Annotated in this window: 18 protein-coding genes; 7 read left to right on the top strand and 11 right to left on the bottom strand. The window is 64.4% G+C overall.

What is annotated here, in order from left to right:
• Window position 1 precedes the first annotated feature (1 nt).
• Genes mutL through AC05QJ_RS03955 form a run of 4 tightly spaced genes read right to left on the bottom strand, consistent with a single transcriptional unit; the run spans window position 2 to window position 4,643 of the window.
• Window positions 2-1,888 (bottom strand): DNA mismatch repair endonuclease MutL, encoded by a 1,887-nt coding sequence (mutL, locus tag AC05QJ_RS03970; protein WP_476745693.1) that lies wholly within the window; start codon window positions 1,886-1,888, stop codon window positions 2-4.
• On the bottom strand, window positions 1,885-3,321 hold the full coding sequence (locus tag AC05QJ_RS03965; RefSeq protein ID WP_476745692.1) for an N-acetylmuramoyl-L-alanine amidase: 1,437 nt from the start codon (window positions 3,319-3,321) through the stop codon (window positions 1,885-1,887). Before AC05QJ_RS03965 ends, mutL begins: the two co-directional genes overlap by 4 nt.
• A gap of 3 nt (window positions 3,322-3,324) precedes the next feature.
• Window positions 3,325-3,795 (bottom strand): tRNA (adenosine(37)-N6)-threonylcarbamoyltransferase complex ATPase subunit type 1 TsaE, encoded by a 471-nt coding sequence (tsaE, locus tag AC05QJ_RS03960; RefSeq protein ID WP_476745691.1) that lies wholly within the window; start codon window positions 3,793-3,795, stop codon window positions 3,325-3,327.
• Complete coding sequence (locus AC05QJ_RS03955; RefSeq protein ID WP_476745690.1) at window positions 3,783-4,643, bottom strand: NAD(P)H-hydrate dehydratase; 861 nt, start codon at window positions 4,641-4,643, stop codon at window positions 3,783-3,785. The genes tsaE and AC05QJ_RS03955 overlap by 13 nt, the downstream gene beginning before the upstream one ends.
• A gap of 64 nt (window positions 4,644-4,707) precedes the next feature.
• On the opposite strand from AC05QJ_RS03955, the gene queG reads away from it, so the two are divergent.
• Entirely contained in the window at window positions 4,708-5,787 is a 1,080-nt protein-coding gene (queG, locus tag AC05QJ_RS03950) for a tRNA epoxyqueuosine(34) reductase QueG (protein ID WP_476745689.1), read from the top strand.
• A 15-nt stretch (window positions 5,788-5,802) separates the two neighbouring features.
• Here queG and AC05QJ_RS03945 read toward each other — a convergent pair whose 3' ends face one another.
• Together AC05QJ_RS03945 and orn are read right to left on the bottom strand one after the other, a co-directional pair.
• Window positions 5,803-6,414, bottom strand: a complete 612-nt coding sequence (locus AC05QJ_RS03945; RefSeq protein WP_476745688.1) for a trimeric intracellular cation channel family protein — start codon at window positions 6,412-6,414, stop codon at window positions 5,803-5,805.
• Between the two features lie 92 nt (window positions 6,415-6,506).
• The gene (orn, locus tag AC05QJ_RS03940; RefSeq protein ID WP_476745687.1) at window positions 6,507-7,049 is read right to left on the bottom strand and encodes an oligoribonuclease; all 543 of its coding nucleotides are present in this window, start codon (window positions 7,047-7,049) and stop codon (window positions 6,507-6,509) included.
• A gap of 95 nt (window positions 7,050-7,144) precedes the next feature.
• Between orn and rsgA the strand changes: the two genes are divergently transcribed.
• Window positions 7,145-8,176 (top strand): small ribosomal subunit biogenesis GTPase RsgA, encoded by a 1,032-nt coding sequence (gene rsgA / locus AC05QJ_RS03935; RefSeq protein ID WP_476745686.1) that lies wholly within the window; start codon window positions 7,145-7,147, stop codon window positions 8,174-8,176.
• 160 nt (window positions 8,177-8,336) lie between these two features.
• Window positions 8,337-8,807 carry a molecular chaperone Tir gene (locus AC05QJ_RS03930; protein WP_476745685.1) on the top strand — a complete coding sequence of 157 codons (471 nt, stop codon included), beginning with the start codon at window positions 8,337-8,339 and terminating at the stop codon, window positions 8,805-8,807.
• A 100-nt stretch (window positions 8,808-8,907) separates the two neighbouring features.
• Here AC05QJ_RS03930 and motB read toward each other — a convergent pair whose 3' ends face one another.
• Both motB and motA read right to left on the bottom strand, forming a co-directional pair.
• Window positions 8,908-9,942 (bottom strand): flagellar motor protein MotB, encoded by a 1,035-nt coding sequence (gene motB, locus AC05QJ_RS03925; protein WP_476745684.1) that lies wholly within the window; start codon window positions 9,940-9,942, stop codon window positions 8,908-8,910.
• 3 nt (window positions 9,943-9,945) lie between these two features.
• Window positions 9,946-10,797, bottom strand: a complete 852-nt coding sequence (gene motA, locus AC05QJ_RS03920) for a flagellar motor stator protein MotA (RefSeq protein ID WP_476745683.1) — start codon at window positions 10,795-10,797, stop codon at window positions 9,946-9,948.
• Window positions 10,798-10,945: 148 nt separating this feature from the next.
• On the opposite strand from motA, the gene AC05QJ_RS03915 reads away from it, so the two are divergent.
• The 3 genes from AC05QJ_RS03915 to asd are packed head-to-tail and all read left to right on the top strand — an operon-like array spanning window position 10,946 to window position 14,211.
• A complete protein-coding gene (locus AC05QJ_RS03915; RefSeq protein WP_476745682.1) occupies window positions 10,946-12,466 on the top strand; it encodes an HDOD domain-containing protein in 1,521 nt (506 codons plus the stop codon).
• Window positions 12,467-12,513: 47 nt separating this feature from the next.
• Entirely contained in the window at window positions 12,514-13,323 is an 810-nt protein-coding gene (locus tag AC05QJ_RS03910) for a rhodanese-like domain-containing protein (protein WP_476745681.1), read from the top strand.
• A 9-nt stretch (window positions 13,324-13,332) separates the two neighbouring features.
• Window positions 13,333-14,211 carry an archaetidylserine decarboxylase gene (gene asd, locus AC05QJ_RS03905; protein ID WP_476745680.1) on the top strand — a complete coding sequence of 293 codons (879 nt, stop codon included), beginning with the start codon at window positions 13,333-13,335 and terminating at the stop codon, window positions 14,209-14,211.
• A gap of 105 nt (window positions 14,212-14,316) precedes the next feature.
• Here the strand turns inward: asd and AC05QJ_RS03900 are convergent, their stop codons facing one another.
• Entirely contained in the window at window positions 14,317-14,721 is a 405-nt protein-coding gene (locus AC05QJ_RS03900; RefSeq protein WP_476745679.1) for a lectin OAA family protein, read from the bottom strand.
• Between the two features lie 152 nt (window positions 14,722-14,873).
• Window positions 14,874-16,088 carry a phosphoserine phosphatase SerB gene (gene serB / locus AC05QJ_RS03895; RefSeq protein WP_476745678.1) on the bottom strand — a complete coding sequence of 405 codons (1,215 nt, stop codon included), beginning with the start codon at window positions 16,086-16,088 and terminating at the stop codon, window positions 14,874-14,876.
• Between the two features lie 135 nt (window positions 16,089-16,223).
• Between serB and AC05QJ_RS03890 the strand changes: the two genes are divergently transcribed.
• A complete protein-coding gene (locus AC05QJ_RS03890) occupies window positions 16,224-17,726 on the top strand; it encodes a histidine kinase (protein ID WP_476745677.1) in 1,503 nt (500 codons plus the stop codon).
• 98 nt (window positions 17,727-17,824) lie between these two features.
• Here AC05QJ_RS03890 and AC05QJ_RS03885 read toward each other — a convergent pair whose 3' ends face one another.
• Entirely contained in the window at window positions 17,825-18,538 is a 714-nt protein-coding gene (locus tag AC05QJ_RS03885; RefSeq protein ID WP_476745676.1) for a PqiC family protein, read from the bottom strand.
• Window positions 18,539-18,609 lie beyond the last annotated feature (71 nt).

Below are 18,609 nucleotides of genomic sequence, written 5' to 3'. Positions count from 1 at the left end.
ATCAACGACCGCGCAAGAACAATTTGTCCAGATCGTCCAGGCCCAGTTGGGTCCAGGTCGGTCGGCCATGGTTGCACTGACCGCTGCGCTCGGTGTTTTCCATGTCGCGCAGCAGGCCATTCATTTCGGGAATCAGCAAGCGCCGGTTGGCCCGCACCGCACCGTGGCACGCCATGGTGCCGAGCAGTTCGTTCAGGTGCGCCTGGATCCGGTCGCTGGTGCCGTACTCCATCAGGTCGGCCAGCACGTCCTGCACCAGCCGGTTGGCCTCCGCCTGCTTGAGCAGCGCCGGAATCTGCCGGATCGCCAGGCTTTCCGGGCCCAGTCGCTGCAGCTCGAAGCCAAGGCGCTGGAACCACTGGGCATGCTCTTCGGCGCAGTCGGCCTCGCGCTGGCTCAGGGCCAGGGACTCGGGCACCAGCAGCGGCTGGCCGCTCAGCCCCTCGCTGGCCATGGCGATTTTCAGCCGCTCGTACATGATCCGCTCGTGGGCGGCGTGCATATCTACCAGCACAAGGCCATGGGCATTTTCGGCGAGGATGTAGATGCCTTTCAGTTGTGCCAGGGCGTAGCCCAGCGGCGGAATGTCCCGCTCGCTTTCTGGCAATGGGGCCGGCTCGGCACTGGGCAGCGGGGCGAAGAACTCACGATAGACCTCGCGCGTCTCACCCACCGGGAGCGGCGAGGCGGGACGCGGAGTGTAGTTGTATTGGTAGCCGGCACCGGAACCACTGCCTGCCGCAGGCGCGGCAACCGGTTGTTCCAGCACGCTGGCGGACAGGCGCATCTCGCCCTGCGGCCCGAACTCGCCGGCCTGCTGCCCCGTCGGCCGAACAATGTCCGCGGTCGCTGCCGGGGCCGCGACCTGGTCGTCCGGGCGCACATCGGCCAGCGCCCGGTGCAGGGTGCCATAGAGGAAGTCGTGGACCATGCGCCCATCCCGGAAGCGCACTTCGTGCTTGGTGGGATGGACGTTGACATCGACACCGGTAGGATCGAGTTCCAGGAACAGCACGAAAGTCGGATGGCGACCATTGAACAGCACGTCACGGTAGGCCTGACGCACCGCGTGGGCGACCAGCTTGTCGCGCACGGCCCGACCGTTGACGAAGAAATACTGCAAGTCCGCCTGACTGCGGGAGAAGGTCGGCAAGCCCACCCAGCCCCACAACCTGAGGCCATTGCGCTCGATCTCGATGGGCAGCGCCTGCTCCAGGAAGCCGGGCCCGCAGATGGCACCGACCCGACGCGCCTTGGCGATATCATCCGAGGCCTCGTGCAGGCTGAGGATGCTCTTGCCGTTGTGGCGCAGGTGAAACGCGACATCGAAACGCGCCAGCGCCAGCCGCCGGATGACTTCCTGCAGATGGTCGAATTCGGTTTTCTCGGTTTTGAGAAACTTGCGCCGCGCCGGGGTGTTGAAGAACAGGTCGCGCACTTCCACCGAAGTGCCTACCGGATGCGCGGCGGGCTGCACCCGAGGCGACATGTCGCGGCCTTCGGTCTCAACCTGCCAGGCTTCGCTGGCATCGCGGGTGCGAGAAGTCAGGGTCAGGCGGGCCACCGAGCTGATCGAGGCCAGGGCCTCGCCGCGAAAGCCCAGGCTCATGACCCGTTCCAGGTCGTCGAGGTCACGGATCTTGCTGGTGGCATGGCGGGCCAACGCCAATGGCAAGTCGTCGGAGGCGATGCCGCTGCCGTCGTCACGCACTTTCAACAGCTTGATGCCGCCCTGCTCGACTTCCACATCGATGCGCCGGGCACCGGAATCCAGGCTGTTTTCCAGCAGTTCCTTGATGACCGAGGCCGGGCGTTCGACCACCTCGCCAGCAGCGATCTGGTTGGCAAGGCGTGGACTGAGCAGTTCGATACGGGCGCTGCTGCTCATGGCTGGGCTGCCAGGGTGGTCGCCGGAATGTCCAGGTTCTGGCCGACTTTCAGCTCGTCGGTCTTCAGGCTGTTGGTGCTGCGCAGGCTGGCCACACTGACCTGATAGCGCACTGCGATCATCGCCAGGGTCTCGCCCGGACGCACGGTATGCTCACGCGGTCCCTGGGCGATCTTGCCGTTGTCGCGCAACCACGCAATGTAGGTGCCCGGTGGCGGATTCTGCTGGAAGAACTGCTTCACGCCGCCGTGAATCGAGCGCGCCAGCGACTGTTGGTGGCTCGGCGTCGCCAGCTTGGCAGCTTCCGCGGCGTTGGAGATGAAGCCGGTTTCCACCAGGATCGACGGGATGTCCGGCGACTTGAGCACCATGAAGCCCGCCTGCTCGACGCGGCGCTTGTGCAGCGAAGTGACGCGGCCGATGTTGCCCAGCACTTTCTGCCCGACGTTCAGGCTGGAGCTGAGCGACGCGGTCATCGACAGGTCCAGCAGCACGCCGGCGAGCATGCGGTCCTTGTCGTCGAGGCTGACGTTGCCGGCACCACCGATCAGGTCGGAGCGGTTTTCGCTGTCGGCCAGCCAGCGGGCGGTCTCGGAGGTCGCGCCACGATCGGACAGGGCAAACACCGAGGCACCGAACGCGGCCTTGGACGGCGCGGCATCGGCGTGGATGGAAATGAACAGGTCGGCGCCCTTCTTGCGGGCGATCTCGGTGCGCTTGCGCAGCGGGATGAAGTAGTCGCCGGTACGGGTCAGCTCGGCGCGGAAACCCTTCTCGGTGTTGATCTGACGCTGCAGCTCCTTGGCGATCTGCAACACGATGTCCTTTTCGTGCTGGCCGCGGGAGCCTGAGGCACCAGGGTCCTCACCGCCGTGGCCGGCGTCGATGGCGATGACGATATCGCGCTTGCCGTTAGGCACCGGCGGCAGCTTGATTGCAGGCTGGGCAGGCGTGACAGGAACGGCGGGCGTGGTCGCCGGGGCAGTAACCGCCGGCGTTGGCGCCGTCGCGGCCACGGCATCGGCTTCCTGGTCGTACAGGTCGACCACCAGTCGGTTGCCGTACTGGGCGTTCGGCGCCAGGGTGAAGCTCTTCGGGGTGACCGTCTTGTTCAGGTCGACGACCACCCGCAGATCGGTGGGCGTGCGCTGCGCCGAGCGCACGCTGGTGATCGGCGTATTGGAAGTGGAAACCGTGAGCGGCGCGGCCAGGGTGGCACCGTTGATGTCGATGACCAGACGATCCGGCGCGGTCAGGGTGAAGACGCTGTGCTGCACGGGGCCAGACAGATCGAAGACCAGTCGCGTGTTGTCCGGAGCCCGCCACAGGCGGACGCTCTTGACCTGAGTGACCGCAAGAGCGTCAACGGTCACTGCCGTAAGCAGCAGTCCTACGACGGCAACCAGTGCGCGAAAGCGCATACCTTTCCCCATTTTCTATTTGAATTCCAAGGCCAGTGCGGCACACCAGGCTTCACCGCGAGCACCTTGCGGCGCCAGGTTCAACGAACGACCGCCCGCCTGGGGGCTTATGGTAATGGTCAGGTCCGGCTTTGGCAAAATGCCCGCACCCTTGTCCGGCCACTCGAACAGGCACAGCGCATCACCTTCGAAATAGTCGCGAATCCCCATGAACTCAAGCTCCTCCGGGTCGACCAGGCGATACAGGTCGAAGTGGAAGGCACGGATATCGCCGATTTCATAAGGCTCGACCACGGTAAATGTAGGACTTTTCACAGCCCCGGTATGCCCGAGACCGCGAATGATGCCGCGGGACAGGGTGGTTTTGCCGGCACCGAGGTCACCTTCGAGAAAGATCACTCCGTGGCCCTGGGTCACCTGGGCGATACGGGTACCGAAGTCGACCATGGCCTGCTCATCGGCCAAAAACAGGGTTACGCCTGACACGCTGAATGCTCCTCCAACAACTCACGAATAGACGGCACCAGATCATGGGCTGCCAGCCCACGCCCCTGATCCCCCAGGCGCTCCCCGGCACAGGCATGCAGCCAGACGCCCAGGCACGCTGCGTCCCACGCCGGCATCTCCTGGGCCAGCAAGGCCCCGAGCACGCCACTGAGCACATCCCCCAGCCCGGCGCCGGCCATCGCCGGATGGCCGCGCTTGCAAATGGCCAGGCGCCCGTGCGGATCGGCCACCAGACTGCCGGCGCCCTTGAGCACGCAGACCGCGTCGTACTTGCGCGCCAGCTTGCGCGCTGCGCCAGGCCGGTCCGCCTGCACTGCCTCGGTAGACACCCCCAGCAAGCGCGCTGCCTCGCCCGGATGCGGGGTAATGATACTACCCGCCGGCAATGGCATCGGCGCCACGGCCAGCAGGTTCAGGGCATCGGCATCCCAGATCTGCGGCAAGCGCGAACTGGCCACCGCCGACAGCAGGCTGCGCCCCCAGGCGGCCTGCCCCAGCCCAGGTCCGACCACCAGAACCGACGCCCGTTCGATCGGCGCCATCAACTGATTGGCCGAATGCACGCCCAGGCTCATGACTTCCGGCAGCCGCGCCAGGGCAGCCGGCACATGCTCGACGCGACTGGCCAGGGACACCAGGCCGGCGCCACAACGCAGCGCCGCCTCGGCACCGAGCAGCACGGCCCCGCCGGCACCCCGGTCACCACCGACCACCAGCACATGACCGAACTGGCCTTTATGGGCATTGGCCGGCCGCGCCGGCAGGCGCGTCAGGCTGTCGCGGGTGAGCACCAGCGGCTCGTTCGAAGGGTGTTTGGTCTGAGGCATGCGTCTTTCGGCTCCAATGTCTGGCAGAATTATACGCACCTGTGTCTTCGTTGCCCTATTTCGCATGTCCGCTTCTTCCATCGATCTGCCTGCCCTCGCCCGGTCCATCAAGGACTGGGGTCGTGAACTCGGCTTCGCCCATGTCGGCATCGCCGGAGTGGATCTGGCCGAGCACGAACAGCACCTGGAACGCTGGCTGGCCGCCGGCTACCACGGCGAGATGGAGTACATGGGCGCCCATGGCAGCAAGCGCTCGCATCCGGACGAACTGGTACCCGGCACCGTGCGGGTGGTCTCGCTGCGTATGGACTACCTGCCCGGCGACACACAGATGGCGCAGCGCCTGGCCCAGCCGGAAAAAGCCTACATATCCCGCTACGCCCTGGGCCGCGACTACCACAAGCTGGTGCGCAAGCGTGTCCAGCATCTGGCCGAGCGCATCCAGAAGGAAATCGGGCCGTTCGGCTTCCGCGCATTCGTCGACAGCGCTCCGGTGCTGGAGAAGGCCATTGCCGAACAGGCCGGGCTGGGCTGGATCGGCAAGAACACCCTGCTGCTCAACCGCAAGGCCGGCAGCTACTTCTTCCTCAGCGAATTGTTCGTCGATCTGCCGCTGCCGGTGGACGAGGCCCAGGCCACGGAACATTGCGGCCGCTGCAGCGCTTGCCTGGACATCTGCCCGACCAACGCCTTCGTCGGCCCTTACGTGCTGGACGCCCGGCGTTGCATCTCGTACCTGACCATCGAACTGAAGAACGCCATTCCCGAAGCGCTGCGGCCGATGATCGGCAACCGGGTGTTCGGTTGCGACGACTGCCAGATTGTCTGCCCGTGGAACCGCTTCGCCCGCCCGACCGGAGAAGGCGACTTCCAGCCACGCCACGGCCTGGACAACGCCGAACTGGCGGAGCTGTTCATGTGGGACGAAGAGCGCTTTCTCGCCAGCACCGAAGGTTCGCCGCTGCGCCGCGCCGGCTACGAGCGCTGGCTGCGCAACCTGGCGGTGGGCCTGGGCAATGCGCCGTCGTCCATTCCGGTGCTCGAAGCCCTGGCCGCCCGTCGGGACTACCCCTCCGAGCTGGTCCGCGAGCATGTGGAATGGGCCCTGAAACAGCACGCCGAGCGCCAGGCCTCTCCCGCCTGAATCCACTACGGGCGATCAATGCTCGTCGTTGTAGTGGAACTTTGGCATTTCCCAGTGGAAGCGGATCGCCAGCAGCCGCAGCAGGAATCCGCCGAACAGCGTGATGAGAATCGACTGCTCGGCCGGCAGTTGCAGCCAAACGCAGCCCAGGTAACACCAGGCGGAGGCGAACGACACGCTGGCGTACAGTTCGCGGCGGAAGATCAATGGAATGTCGTTGCAGAAGATGTCCCGCAGGATGCCGCCGAACACCCCGGTAATCATCCCGCTGATGGACGCCACCAGCATGCTGTGGCCCAGTTCCAGCGCCGTCATGCAACCGATCAGGGTGAAAGCCACCAGCCCGATGGCGTCGAGCACCAGGAACAGCGAGCGCAAATGCCGCATCAAGGGCGCGATGAAGATGGTGATCAACGCGGCGACACTGGTCAGCACCAGGTATTCCGGGTGCTTGACCCAGGTCAGCGGGTAATGCCCGAGCAACACGTCACGCACCGAACCGCCGCCCAGCGCCGTGACGCAGGCGATCAGCACCACGCCGAACCAGTCCATGCCGCGGCGGCCGGCAGACAGGGCACCCGTCATGGCTTCGGCGGTGATCGCGATCAGATAGAGCATCAACAACATGGCGCAGGTCCTGGCAGAGGGGCGCGCAGTCTAACCAGTTGCCAGCAGCACCAAAAGGGGGCGCCAGAGCGATTCCTGGCGCCTTTTGGTGCTCAATATTTGATGAAGTGCTCGCGGTAGTGGCGCAGCTCCGCGATGGATTCGCGGATGTCGTCAAGTGCCAGGTGGGTGCTGCCCTTCTTGAAGCCGTCACGCACCTCCGGCGCCCAGCGCCCGGCCAGCTCCTTGAGGGTGGAGACGTCCAGGTTGCGGTAATGGAAATAATTTTCCAGCCCGCGCATGTGGCGATACAGGAAACGGCGGTCCTGGCAGATGCTGTTGCCACAGATCGGCGACTTGCCCTTCGGCACCCAGTGCTCGAGGAACGCGATGGTCTGCGCTTCGGCTTCGGCCATGTCGATCCTGCTCTCGCGCACACGCTGGGTCAGGCCGGAGGCGCCGTGGGTGCGGGTGTTCCAGTCGTCCATGCGGGCCAGGACTTCGTCGCTGTGGTGGATAGCGATCACCGGGCCTTCGGCCAGGGTGTTCAGGTCGCTGTCGGTGACGATGGTGGCCATCTCGATGATGACGTCGTTATCAGGGTCCAGACCGGTCATTTCCAGGTCGATCCAGATCAGATTCTGTGGGTTCTGCATAGCGTGGCTCCTCGGTAGGTGCGCAGTTTAGCCTAGTGGAGCGTGCTAAACTCGACGCCGTTTCAAACAACCCCGCTTTAAACGACGAGACCTTCATGGCCAAACGCCAGCTCAACCGCCGCCAGAACTGGCGCATCGAAAAAATCCAGGAAGAGCGTGCCGCGCGGGCCGCCAAACGTGAGGAGCGCGCCCTGGAGGTGCTCGAGGGCGGTGACCTGGGTCCGGAACAGACCGGCCTGGTAATTGCTCACTTCGGCGTGCAGGTAGAGGTCGAAGCACAACAGGGCGAGCAAGCCGGCCAGGTATTCCGCTGCCACCTGCGGGCCAACCTGCCGGCGCTGGTAACAGGCGACACCGTGGTCTGGCGTGCCGGTAACCAGGGCATTGGTGTGATCGTCGCGCAACTGCCCCGCAGCACCGAGCTGTGCCGCCCTGACAGTCGCGGCCAGCTCAAGCCGGTGGCGGCCAACGTCGATCTGATCGTGATCGTCTTCGCCCCGGCCCCCGAGCCCCACGCCAACCTGATCGACCGCTATCTGGTGGCCGCCGAGCACGCCGGCATCCGCCCGCTACTGCTGCTGAACAAGGCGGACCTGATCGACGACGACAACGCCCCGGCCCTCAATGCGCTGCTGGCGGTCTACCGGCAACTCGGCTATCCGCTGCTGGAAGTGTCGGCTCATCAGGGCGACGGCATGGAGCAACTTCAGAGGCAACTGGACGGCCACATCAGCGTGTTCGTCGGCCAGTCCGGCGTGGGCAAGTCGTCGCTGGTCAACAGCCTGCTGCCAGAGGTGCAGACCCGTGTCGGCGCACTGTCGGAGTGGTCCGGCCAGGGCCAGCACACCACCACCACCGCCCGCCTCTATCACTTCCCCGGCGGCGGCGAACTGATCGACTCCCCCGGTATCCGCGAATTCGGCCTGGTGCATGTCAGCCGTGCCGATGTAGAAGCCGGCTTCATCGAGTTCACCGATCTGCTCGGCACCTGCCGCTTCCGTGACTGCAAGCACGACCGCGAGCCTGGCTGCGCACTGCTCAATGCCCTGGAAGACGGACGCATCCAGCAACAACGGATGAACAGCTACCGTTCGATCATCGCCAGCCTGCCGCAAGACACTTACTGACCGACAAGGCGGTATTTCCCGACGGGGGAGTACCGCGCGTAAGCCGCATCCGTCAGACCTTTCATACGCGACCGTAGGATGCGTCCTAGTTTCTGGCAGTCTATTGCCGGGTCAACGGAATTCACTGATCGTCGCGCTTTCACCTGAAAGGACGCCAGTGATGCCTGTTTTCATCAGTTACCGCCACCCTGATCGCCTCGATGCGTTCGTGATCAACGAACGGCTCAAGCTCGAAGGCATCAATACCTGCCTCGAGCTGTTCGACCCTCAGGCGCAGCAGACCACCGACGATATCTGCAGCCTGATCAACAACAACATCAACGCCTGCACCCACATGATCACCGTGCTCGGCCAGGGCGGCGCCGACGACTGGTGGGTGCCGTTCGGGCTTGGCAGTGCGACGCAACTCAACCGCCGCCTGGCCTTCTACCAGTGCGAGGGCAGCCTGCCGGGCTACCTGGAGCGCTGGCCGACCCTGACCCGACGTGAACACATCGAACTGTTCGTCAGCGCCTATCACGACGAGCAGACGTTCCGCCGCGGCATCAGCAAGGACGCCGCGCACGCCAACCGCAACAATGCCGAGTTCTTCCACACCGACCTCAAGGCCCGCCTGCGTCGCGGTTTCTAAAGGCAGCAGGAAGCTGCAAGCCATAAGTTGCAAGCTGCAAGGAAAAGCGGATCGCAACATGATCGCTTCTTCTTGCAGCTTGAAACTTGCAGCTTATGGCTTATTGGCTTTTGCCGGGCTCGTCCATCTTCAGCACGCCGTCTTCGAAGATGTTCAGCTTCTGGCGTAGCTCATTGGGCTGCATCGGATCCTGGGACTGCGGATCGGCCGGTGCCGGAGCCGCTGCGCCCGGCGCTGCCGGTGCCTGCCCGGAACCCTGCGGCGCATCACCTTCCGGAGCGTTCGGCGACTGCTCGCCTTCGATGGCACGCTGGGCCTTCTTGGTCAGGACCACGATGTCGATACGGCGGTTGACCGGGTTCAGCGGATTGGCGCGGTCGAACAGCGACGACGACGCGTAGCCCACCACCCGCGCAACCTGAGGATCCGGATAACCACCGGCCACCAGCGCACGGCGTGCGGCGTTGGCACGGTTGGCCGACAGCTCCCAGTTGCCATACTCACCGCTACCGGCGTACGGCTTGGCATCGGTGTGGCCACTGATGCTGATCTTGTTCGGCACCGCCTTGATGGTGTCGGCCATGGCCAGCAGGATGTCTTCGAAGTAAGGCTTCAGGCGCGCGCTACCCAGGTCGAACATCGGCCGGTTCTCGGCGTCGACGATCTGGATGCGCAGGCCGTCCTGGGTGATCTCGAAGAGGATCTGGTCCTTGAACTTCTGCAGCTCGGGACTCTGCTCGACCTTGTTCTGCAACTCCTGCAGCACCACTTCCAGACGCTCGCGCTCCACCTGTTCGGCGAGGTTATCCACCTGCTCCGGGCTGACGATGCTGGTGTCTGGCGTCGGTTCGGCCTTCTCCTCGGGGTTGATGGTCTTTTCCGGCGCCAGTTGCGGCGAGCCACCCAGGTCGATGATGTAGGGCGTACCGCTTTCGGAGAACCCGATCGGGTCCTTGAAGTAGCCGGCGATGGCGATCTTCTGCTCGGGCGTGGCGGTGGACAGCAACCACAGCACGAGGAAGAAGGCCATCATCGCCGTCGCGAAGTCGGCGAAGGCGATCTTCCAGGCCCCGCCGTGATGGCCACCGCCGAAGCGCTTGACGCGCTTGATGATAATCGGCTGATTGTTTTCCATGGATCAGCGACCGCGAACTGCTTGTTCCAGCTCGGCGAAGCTCGGGCGGTGCTTCGGATAGAGCACCTTGCGACCGAACTCGACCGCCAGCGATGGCGGCATGCCGGAAGCCGAAGCCACCAGCGAGGCCTTGATCGCCTCGTAGACGTTCAGTTCTTCCTTGGCATCATGAGCCAGCGAGTTGGCCAGCGGGCCGAAGAAGCCGTAGGCCGCGAGAATACCGAAGAAGGTACCGACCAGCGCCGCACCTACGTGCAGACCGATGGATTTCTGGTCGCCGTCGCCCAGCGAGGCCATGGTCACCACGATACCCAGTACCGCGGCGACGATACCGAAACCGGGCATGCCGTCGGCGATACCGGTGACCGCGTGGGAGGGGTGCTCCAGCTCTTCCTTCAGGCTCAGCAGCTCCATGTCGAACAGGCCTTCCAGCTCGTGGGGCGCCATGTTGCCGGTGGACATGATGCGCAGGTAGTCGCAGATGAACGCCGTCATGCGCTCGTCTTTCAACACAGCCGGGTACTTGGCGAAGATCGGACTGGCGGCGGCATCTTCGATGTCAGCCTCGATCGCCATCATGCCTTCGCGGCGGCTCTTGTTGAGGATTTCGTAGACCAGGCCCAGCACTTCTATATAGAAGGTGTGGGAAAAGCGGCTGCCGAACATGCTCAGCGACTTTTTCACCACATGCATGGTCATATAGCCAGGGTTGGCCTGCAGAAACGCACCGAACGCAGCGCCGCCGATGATCAGCACCTCGAAAGGCTGGATCAGGGCCGCGATCTTGCCGTGGGAGAGAACATATCCGCCAAGCACGCTCGCGAATACGACGATGATGCCGATAATTTTAGCCATAGATAGAAAGCACTTGCTGTCGGGGTCAGGGTCGGGGCGGAAGTTAGTAAAACTCTTCTTCTACTTATCGGCAGTTCTGCGCCAGACTATAGCCAGTCAAGGCGAAAAGCCAGTTTGGTCACCTTCCAGCAAGCCTAGTGAAACCATCGTGCCAACTACGAATCCGAAGACTCTCGACGCCTGGATCAAACTACTCGACGGCACCCCATTGCCCGTTCCATGCCACAGTCACGACCGCGTGAAAGCCGCGATCGCCGACAGTCGCCGCTCGTTGCGCGACATTGCCGAGCTGATGCAAGACAGCCCGGCGCTGGTGCTGAGCATGATGCGCGAGGCCAACCGGCACACCCATACCACCATCGCCGAGCCGGCGGAGAACCTCGAAGTCGCGCTGAACCGCCTCGGCCTGGCCCGCGCCGAAGCCCTGCTCGAACGGCTTCACACCGCGCCCATCGAACAGATTCCCCTGGCACTGCGCCAGTTGCAGATGGTCAGCCAGCACGCCAGCCAGCAGGCCAACGGCCTGTTTGCCAGCCGTCTGGCGCGGCTCTGGCAGGACATCCACTGGGGCAGCCTGCTGTTTCTCTCGCCGCTCTGGCCGCTGGCCCTTACCTACCCCAAGCTGCTGGAGGAATGGGAGCTGCGGGTAGTGCACCGCGGCGAACCGGCACCGAAGGTCGAGCGCGAACTGTTTGGCGTGCGCCTGCTCAGCCTGTGCCAGGCCCTTGCCGAATTCTGGCGCCTGCCGACCTGGGTCACCCAGGGTTATCACTTGCTACAGGAAGAGCGCCGCTTGCTGGTCAAGGTCATGCACATCGCCCGGGACCACAAAAGCCCGCTGCGCCAACAACAGAAGCTGGACGCCGACCCCATGCTGCGCCGCTGGCTCAACCAGCCGGCCAACACCGTACTGCTGGCCAACGGCCTGGCACTGTCGGCACAACACTCCTGGACCTGCAGCCACTGCGTGCGCTGGCAGCAACTGATCAGCCTGTACCTCGAAGCGCCCCTGGAAGACGTCCAGACCCAGAGCCACCAGCAAGCGGCACAGAGTGCCCGCAAACATGCCGTCGAAGGCGTATTCCATCCGGCGCAGATGCTGATCTGGCCGACCGGTGCGCACTACGCGCCCAAAGGCATGCGCCCGGCCGAGATGCCCGACACCAAGGCCCTTGGCGACTGGCGCAAGTTCTGCGCCGACCTGCTTGCCGAGCCCAGTCCGTTTTCCAATGCCATCCACCTGACCCGCTACGCCCGCGATGCCCTCGAGGCCTGCGGCATGACCCGCGTCCTGCTGCTGATGTGCGACAAGACCCAAAGCTACCTGCGTGTGCACCAGATGGCCGGCCTGCCCGACCAGGTCGCCAGCCTTACCGTGCCGGTAGAACAGAGCAAACTGCTGCAGCGCTTGCTCAGTCAGTCGGCGCAACTGCGCCTGACCCCGCAGAACCACGCCCAATTCTCCGCCCTGCTGCCCGCCAGCCTGCGCAGCCTGTTCCGCGGCGAGCACCTGTTGCTGCGTTCGCTGTCGAGCAACGGCAAGGTCATCGTGCTGCTGATGGCTGACCAAGGCGGCGGTCCGTTCTCGGAAATCGGCGTGCAGGCATTCGGCAAGACGGCCCAGTGCATCGAGCGCGCCCTCACCACCTTCAGCAACCGCGGCGCCTGACCCATGCGCTACAATCGCCACCCTCTGTTCCGATCTGGAGACTCTGGATGACTGACTTTTCCGGCTTGCCGCTGGTGATCGAACCGGCCGACCTGCAGGCCCGCCTCGATTCGCCGGAGCTGATCCTGGTCGATCTGACCAGCGCCAACCGCTATGGCAGCGGCCATATTCCCGGAGCACGCTTCGTCGACTTCAAGCGCACTCAACTGGGCCAGCCACCCGCACCGGGCCTGACGCCCCTCAAGGCCGACCTGGAAAAGCTCTTCGGTGAACTGGGCCATCGTGCCGACGCCACCTACGTGGTCTACGACGACGAGGGCGGCGGCTGGGCCGGACGCTTCATCTGGCTGCTCGATGTGATCGGCCACCACCGCTACCACTACCTCAACGGCGGCGTGCAGGCCTGGCCGGCCAACACCCTCAGCACGGAAGTCCCGGACAATGCCGGCAGACCGGTCAGCCTGGTGCTCCACGAAGAGCCCACGGCCACCCGCGAATACCTGCAGAGCCGCCTCGGCGCCGCCGACCTGGCGATCTGGGATGCTCGCAGCCCCGCCGAATACCGTGGCGAGAAAGTCCTGGCCGCCAAGGGCGGGCATATCCCCGGCGCGGTGAACTTCGAGTGGACCGCAGGCATGGACATGAACGACTCCCTGCGCATCCGCAAGGACATCGCCCAGACCCTCGAAGGGCTCGGCATCAGCAAGGACAAGGAAGTGGTCACCCACTGCCAGTCACACCACCGCTCGGGCTTCACCTACCTGGTGGCCAAACACCTGGGCTACCCACGGGTCAAGGCATACGCCGGCTCCTGGGGCGAATGGGGCAACCACCCCGACACGCCCGTCGAAGTTTAAGGAAACCCAATGAAATCCCGCTTGTTTATCATCAGCCAGTACCTGCTGCCGCATCACCTGCTCTCGCGCCTGGCCGGCTGTATCGCCGAGTGCCGTGTGCGCTGGTTCAAGAACGCCTTCACCGCCTGGTTCGCCAAGCGCTACCAGGTGGACATGTCCCAGGCGCTGGTCGAAGACCTCACCGCCTACCAGCACTTCAATGACTTCTTCACCCGCGCCCTCAAGCCGGGCGCCCGTCCGCTGGATGAAACCCCGGGCGCGATCCTCTGCCCCGCCGACGGCGCCGTCAGCCAGCTCGGCCCGATCGAGCACGGCCGCATCTTCCAGGCCAAGGGCCACAGCTTCAGCGCCCTGGAACTGCTCGGCGGCGATCCGGCCAATGCCGCGCCGTTCATGGGCGGCGAGTTCGCCACCATCTACCTGTCGCCGAAGGACTACCACCGCGTGCACATGCCGCTGGCCGGTACCCTGCGCGAAATGATCTACGTGCCTGGCCGCCTGTTCTCGGTGAACCAGACCACCGCCGAAAACGTTCCGGAGCTGTTCGCCCGCAACGAGCGCGTGGTGTGCCTGTTCGACACCGAGCGCGGCCCGATGGCCGTGGTACTGGTGGGTGCGATGATCGTCGCCTCGATCGAGACGGTATGGGCTGGGCTGGTCACGCCGCCGAAACGCGAACTGAAGACCTTCCGCTACGACGAAGCCTCCCGCGCACCGATCCACCTGGAAAAAGGCGCCGAACTGGGTCGCTTCAAACTGGGCTCGACCGCCGTCGTGCTGTTCGGGCCGGAGCAGGTGAAATGGGCGGAAAGCCTCGGCGCCGGCTCGCCGGTGACCATGGGTCAGGGCCTGGCCCTGCCGGCCGCAAAGGCCGCTGCCGACGCGTGATCGGTTACAACGCAGCCTGCTTTTTCTTGCAGCTTGCGACTTGAAACCCTTAGTTCGAACAGCAAACCGCCCCCGGTTCAGGGGGCGGTCCTTCAGCCTGATGCCTTATTCCAGATGACTACGGAAGCCGATCGGCCCTTCGTTGTCATAGGTATTGGTGCCATCAAGGCTCTTGCCGCCGTCGTTCGACTTGACGTTCAGAGCGACGACGCTCTGGTTGTCACGGCCACCGATCACCCATTCGCCACCCGGATGCCAGGGAGCGTCGTTGCCGCCCCACTGGTTCTGGACTTCATAGCGGTTCTGCGCGATACGCTTGGCCTTGAAGCCGATCGGGCCTTCGCCCGAATAAGTGATGCTGCCCTTGAAGGTCACACCACCGTCACCAGAACGGATGTCGACATTGACGACCTTCTGGTTGTCCCGCGCACCGAGTTGCCAGGTTCCACCTGGATGCCACGGTGCACTGTTACCACCCCATTGGTTCTGAACTGCGTACTTGTTCGCCATGAACTTCATCTCCTTGAAGTTGCTGGTGGAGGCCGGCAAGTCATCTCGCCGACCGTACGACCCTCGGGATTGGGGCCGTATGCGAGCAAGCCTAGACACGCTTGAAAGATCGTCAGGGAGCAAGGGACGAATGGTTAGAACCGTTCGCTCTATCAGGCATTCCCTTCGCGATCACGCATCCCCAGCAGGTACAGCACGCCATCCAGGCCCAGGGTGGAGATGGCCTGCTTGGCCGACTGGCGTACCAGCGGCTTGGCGCGGAAAGCCACGCCCAGGCCGGCGATGGCCAGCATCGGCAGGTCGTTGGCACCGTCGCCCACGGCGATGGTCTGTTCCATCTGCAAGCCTTCCTTGCGCGCCAGCTCGGCGAGCAGATCGGCCTTGCGCTGAGCATCGACGATTGGCTCGATGGCCACGCCCGTGCACTTGCCGTCGACCACTTCCAGTTCGTTGGCGAACACGTAGTCGATGCCCAGTTTGGCCTGCAGTTGCTTGGCGAAGTAGGTGAAGCCGCCGGACAGGATGGCGGTCTTGTAGCCCAGGCGCTTGAGCTCGGCGAACAGCGTCTCGGCACCCTCGGTCAGGCGCAGGGAAGCGCCGATCTCGTCCAGCACGCTGACGTCCAGGCCCTTGAGCAGCGCCAGACGCTCCTTGAAGCTGGCGCGGAAGTCCAGTTCACCACGCATCGCCCGCTCGGTGATTTCCGAAACCTGCTCGCCCACGCCGGCAGCCTTGGCCAGCTCGTCGATCACCTCGGCCTCGATCAGCGTCGAGTCCATGTCGAACACGGCCAGACGGCGGTTGCGGCGGAACAGCGAATCCTGCTGGAAGGCGATATCGACGTTCAGTTCCTGGGCGACGCTGAGGAACTCGGCACGCAGGGCCTGCGGATCGGCCGGCTCGCCGCGTACCGAGAACTCGATGCAGCCCTTGCCCTGCTCGGCGGGGGTATCCAGCGACACACGGCCGGACAGACGATCGATATGGTCGATGTTGAGGCCGTACTGAGCGGTGATGGAGCTGACCCGCTGCAGCTGTTCGGCGGTGACCTTGCGGGTCAGCAGCGTGACGATGTGGCGCGGTTTGCCCTGGCCGTCGACCCAGTTGCGGTAGTCGTCTTCCGAAACCGGCGTGAAACGCACTTGCTGGTTCAGCTCGTAGCCGGTGAACAGCAGGTCCTTGAGCACCGAGGAACCCTGCCCGGTGCCGGGAATTTCCACCAGGATGCCGAAGGACAAGGTGTCGTGGATCACCGCCTGGCCAATATCGAGGATATTCACGCCGCCCTGCGCCAGGACGCCGGTGATGGCCGCGGTAAGGCCCGGACGGTCCTCACCGGTGATGTTGATCAAGACGATTTCGCGCAAGACGGGCTCCGAGTCGTGGAAAAAATGCGCATTCTACCGCGTTTTGCAGACCATCGGGCGCAGCCGATACTTTGCCGGCTCAAGGGTGCTCGCTATACTGCGCAGCAATTTCTCCGTCATAAAGAGCCGCGCTCAGTGAACCGGCCCACGCCCGTCAAAACCGACAACTTCTTCCTGCTGATCTTTCGTGCCTTGCGTCAGCGTCGCGTGCCACTGGCATTGCGCATTGCCTGTCACAACATTTTCCTGGTTGCCCTGGCGCTGGTGATCTACGCCTGCGTGATGGGCCTGCAGTTCAAGGAAGCCATGCATGAACAGGCCGATGCCCTCGGACAGAGCCTGACCACGCAGACCGCAACTTCGGCCACGGAACTGCTGGTGTCCAACGACATCCTCAGCCTCAACGTGCTGCTGGGCAATCTGGTGAAGAACCCGCTGGTGGCCCACGCCGCCATCTACAGCGTGGACAACCGGATCCTTGCCGAGGCCGGCCAGCGGCCGAAAAACGGCCTGCTGGGCGAGGCAGAAGGTCTGTACCAGACCAAGATCACCTTCCAGGACGTCACCGCCGGCCAGTTGCGCATCAGCCTGGACATGAGCCAGTTCCAGCAGCCGATGACCATCAGCCTGCAGAGCATGGGTATCCTCGCGGGCATCCTGCTGGCGCTGGCCCTGACCATGAGCCTGCGCCTGGGACGCTATGTCTCCACGCCGCTGTTGCAGTTGCGGGTCTGGCTGCGCGACCTGGACGAATACACGCCGGCCACCGAGCGTCAGGATGAAATCGGCGACCTCGCTCGCCAGCTCCACGCCCGCTTCGCACCGCCGCCGAAAGAGCCCGAGCCGGAACCGGAAATCGAAGGCGACTTCGACGACGAAGAGGCCGAACCGGCGCTCGCGGTCCGCAACCCGCGTGATCGCGACTTCGACGAGGCACCGCCAGGCAAGCGCCCGACGGTCCATGCCGAGGAAGACGAAGAGGATGACGACGTCTTCGCCGACCTGCGCGACGACACCGCCCCGGTTGCAGCGCCGCCCAAGCCCGCCGCACCGCGCCAGCCCCAGGCCAGCGCCGTCCTGGCGGTGCAATTGGGCTCCCAGGAGCAACTGCGCCGCCTGCCCCGCGCCCGCCTGACCGAATTGCTGGAGCGTTATCGCGATTGCCTGGACCAGGCCGCGTCGCTCTACGAGGGTGAAGTCCAGACCCTCAACGATGGCAGCACCCTGCTGCTGTTCCATCGCCAGGACAGCGGCGAGGACTACCTGACCAACGCCATCTGCTGTGGCGAGTTGCTGCGGGCGCTGGGCCATGCCTTGCAGGTGGAGGTCGCCGACAGCGGCATCACCCTGCAATTGCAACTGGGCCTGGCCCTGGGCGACGACCTGCAGGGCCTGAGCCAGATCGACCTGCTGCTGACCGAAAAAGCCCAGGATGCCCTGGCGCTGTCGCAACACAGCCGCAACCTGCTGCTGGTGGAGCGCAAGATCGGCGACGACGCCCTGATCCGCCAGCGCGCACGCATCCGGCCAATCGCCAGCCCCGAGGGCGCCTGCTGCGTGGAACGCCTGATGGAGCCTTACCCGTCGATGCTGGAGCGCCAACTGGCGAGGATGCATGAGCGGCAGGTCAAGAACTGAGGCTCAAGGCTCATCGCTGGCAAACCAGCGATGAGCCCATGTTTCCCGACCCCATGAAAAAGCCCGCATCGCTGCGGGCTTTTTCATGAGTGCCGAAATCAGAAGCGGAACACTTCCAGATCGGTCCGGATCGGCGAAGCCATCGGGATCTTCGGCTTCTCAGGCTCCTTGCGCACCTGAACCGGCGCAGCGGGTTTCTTCGGCGGCGCCTCTTCAACGATGGCCGGCTGGTTGGCCAGCGGCTTGAGCGCGGTGCTCAACTGCTCGGCCAGGCGTTGCAGCAACTGGCCCTGGGCCTGTACCTGCGATGCCGAACTGCCCTCATGGGGTTGTTCGAGGTGGACGATACGGTTGTCACGCACCTGGCCACGGCGGTCCAGCAGGCGCCATTGCGCGTCGAGGATCGCAGGCTGGTTGGCACCGGAGTCCAGACGAGTGATCGACAACAGTACCTGGACATCCGGACTGAAGCCGGTACTGGCCGGCGCCAGAACCACGCGCTGGCTATCCAGGCGCCAGGCCAGCTGGCGAACCAGCAGCTGGTCGATATCCGCCGAAAGGCTGCCCGCCCAGCGACCGTCCGTCGCCGCAGTGAGGCTGCCGTCGGCCTGACGTTGCAAGAGCGTCTCGCGCTGCAGGTAGTCGGCAACCGACACCGGGCCGAGCACTACGGCCATGCCAGCGCTCTGTTTCGGTTGCCCCGGCTCCCCGCTGTCGAGCTGATACAGCGCGACCGGCTGGTGCATGCTGCAGCCGGCCAGGCCGAGCACGCCAGTAAGCAGCAAAACAAATGGAAGGCGCAGAAAAGTCATCATCCCATCCAGGCGGCCACCGTACGGCACCGCAGTGATACTCGTGAGTTCAGTCGGGCGCGCAGCCACGC

It is taken from the genome of Pseudomonas sp. TUM25319, assembly GCF_056388475.1.
Note: the sequence above shows the minus strand (reverse complement) of the source record. Positions and strands in the feature narration are given on the sequence as shown.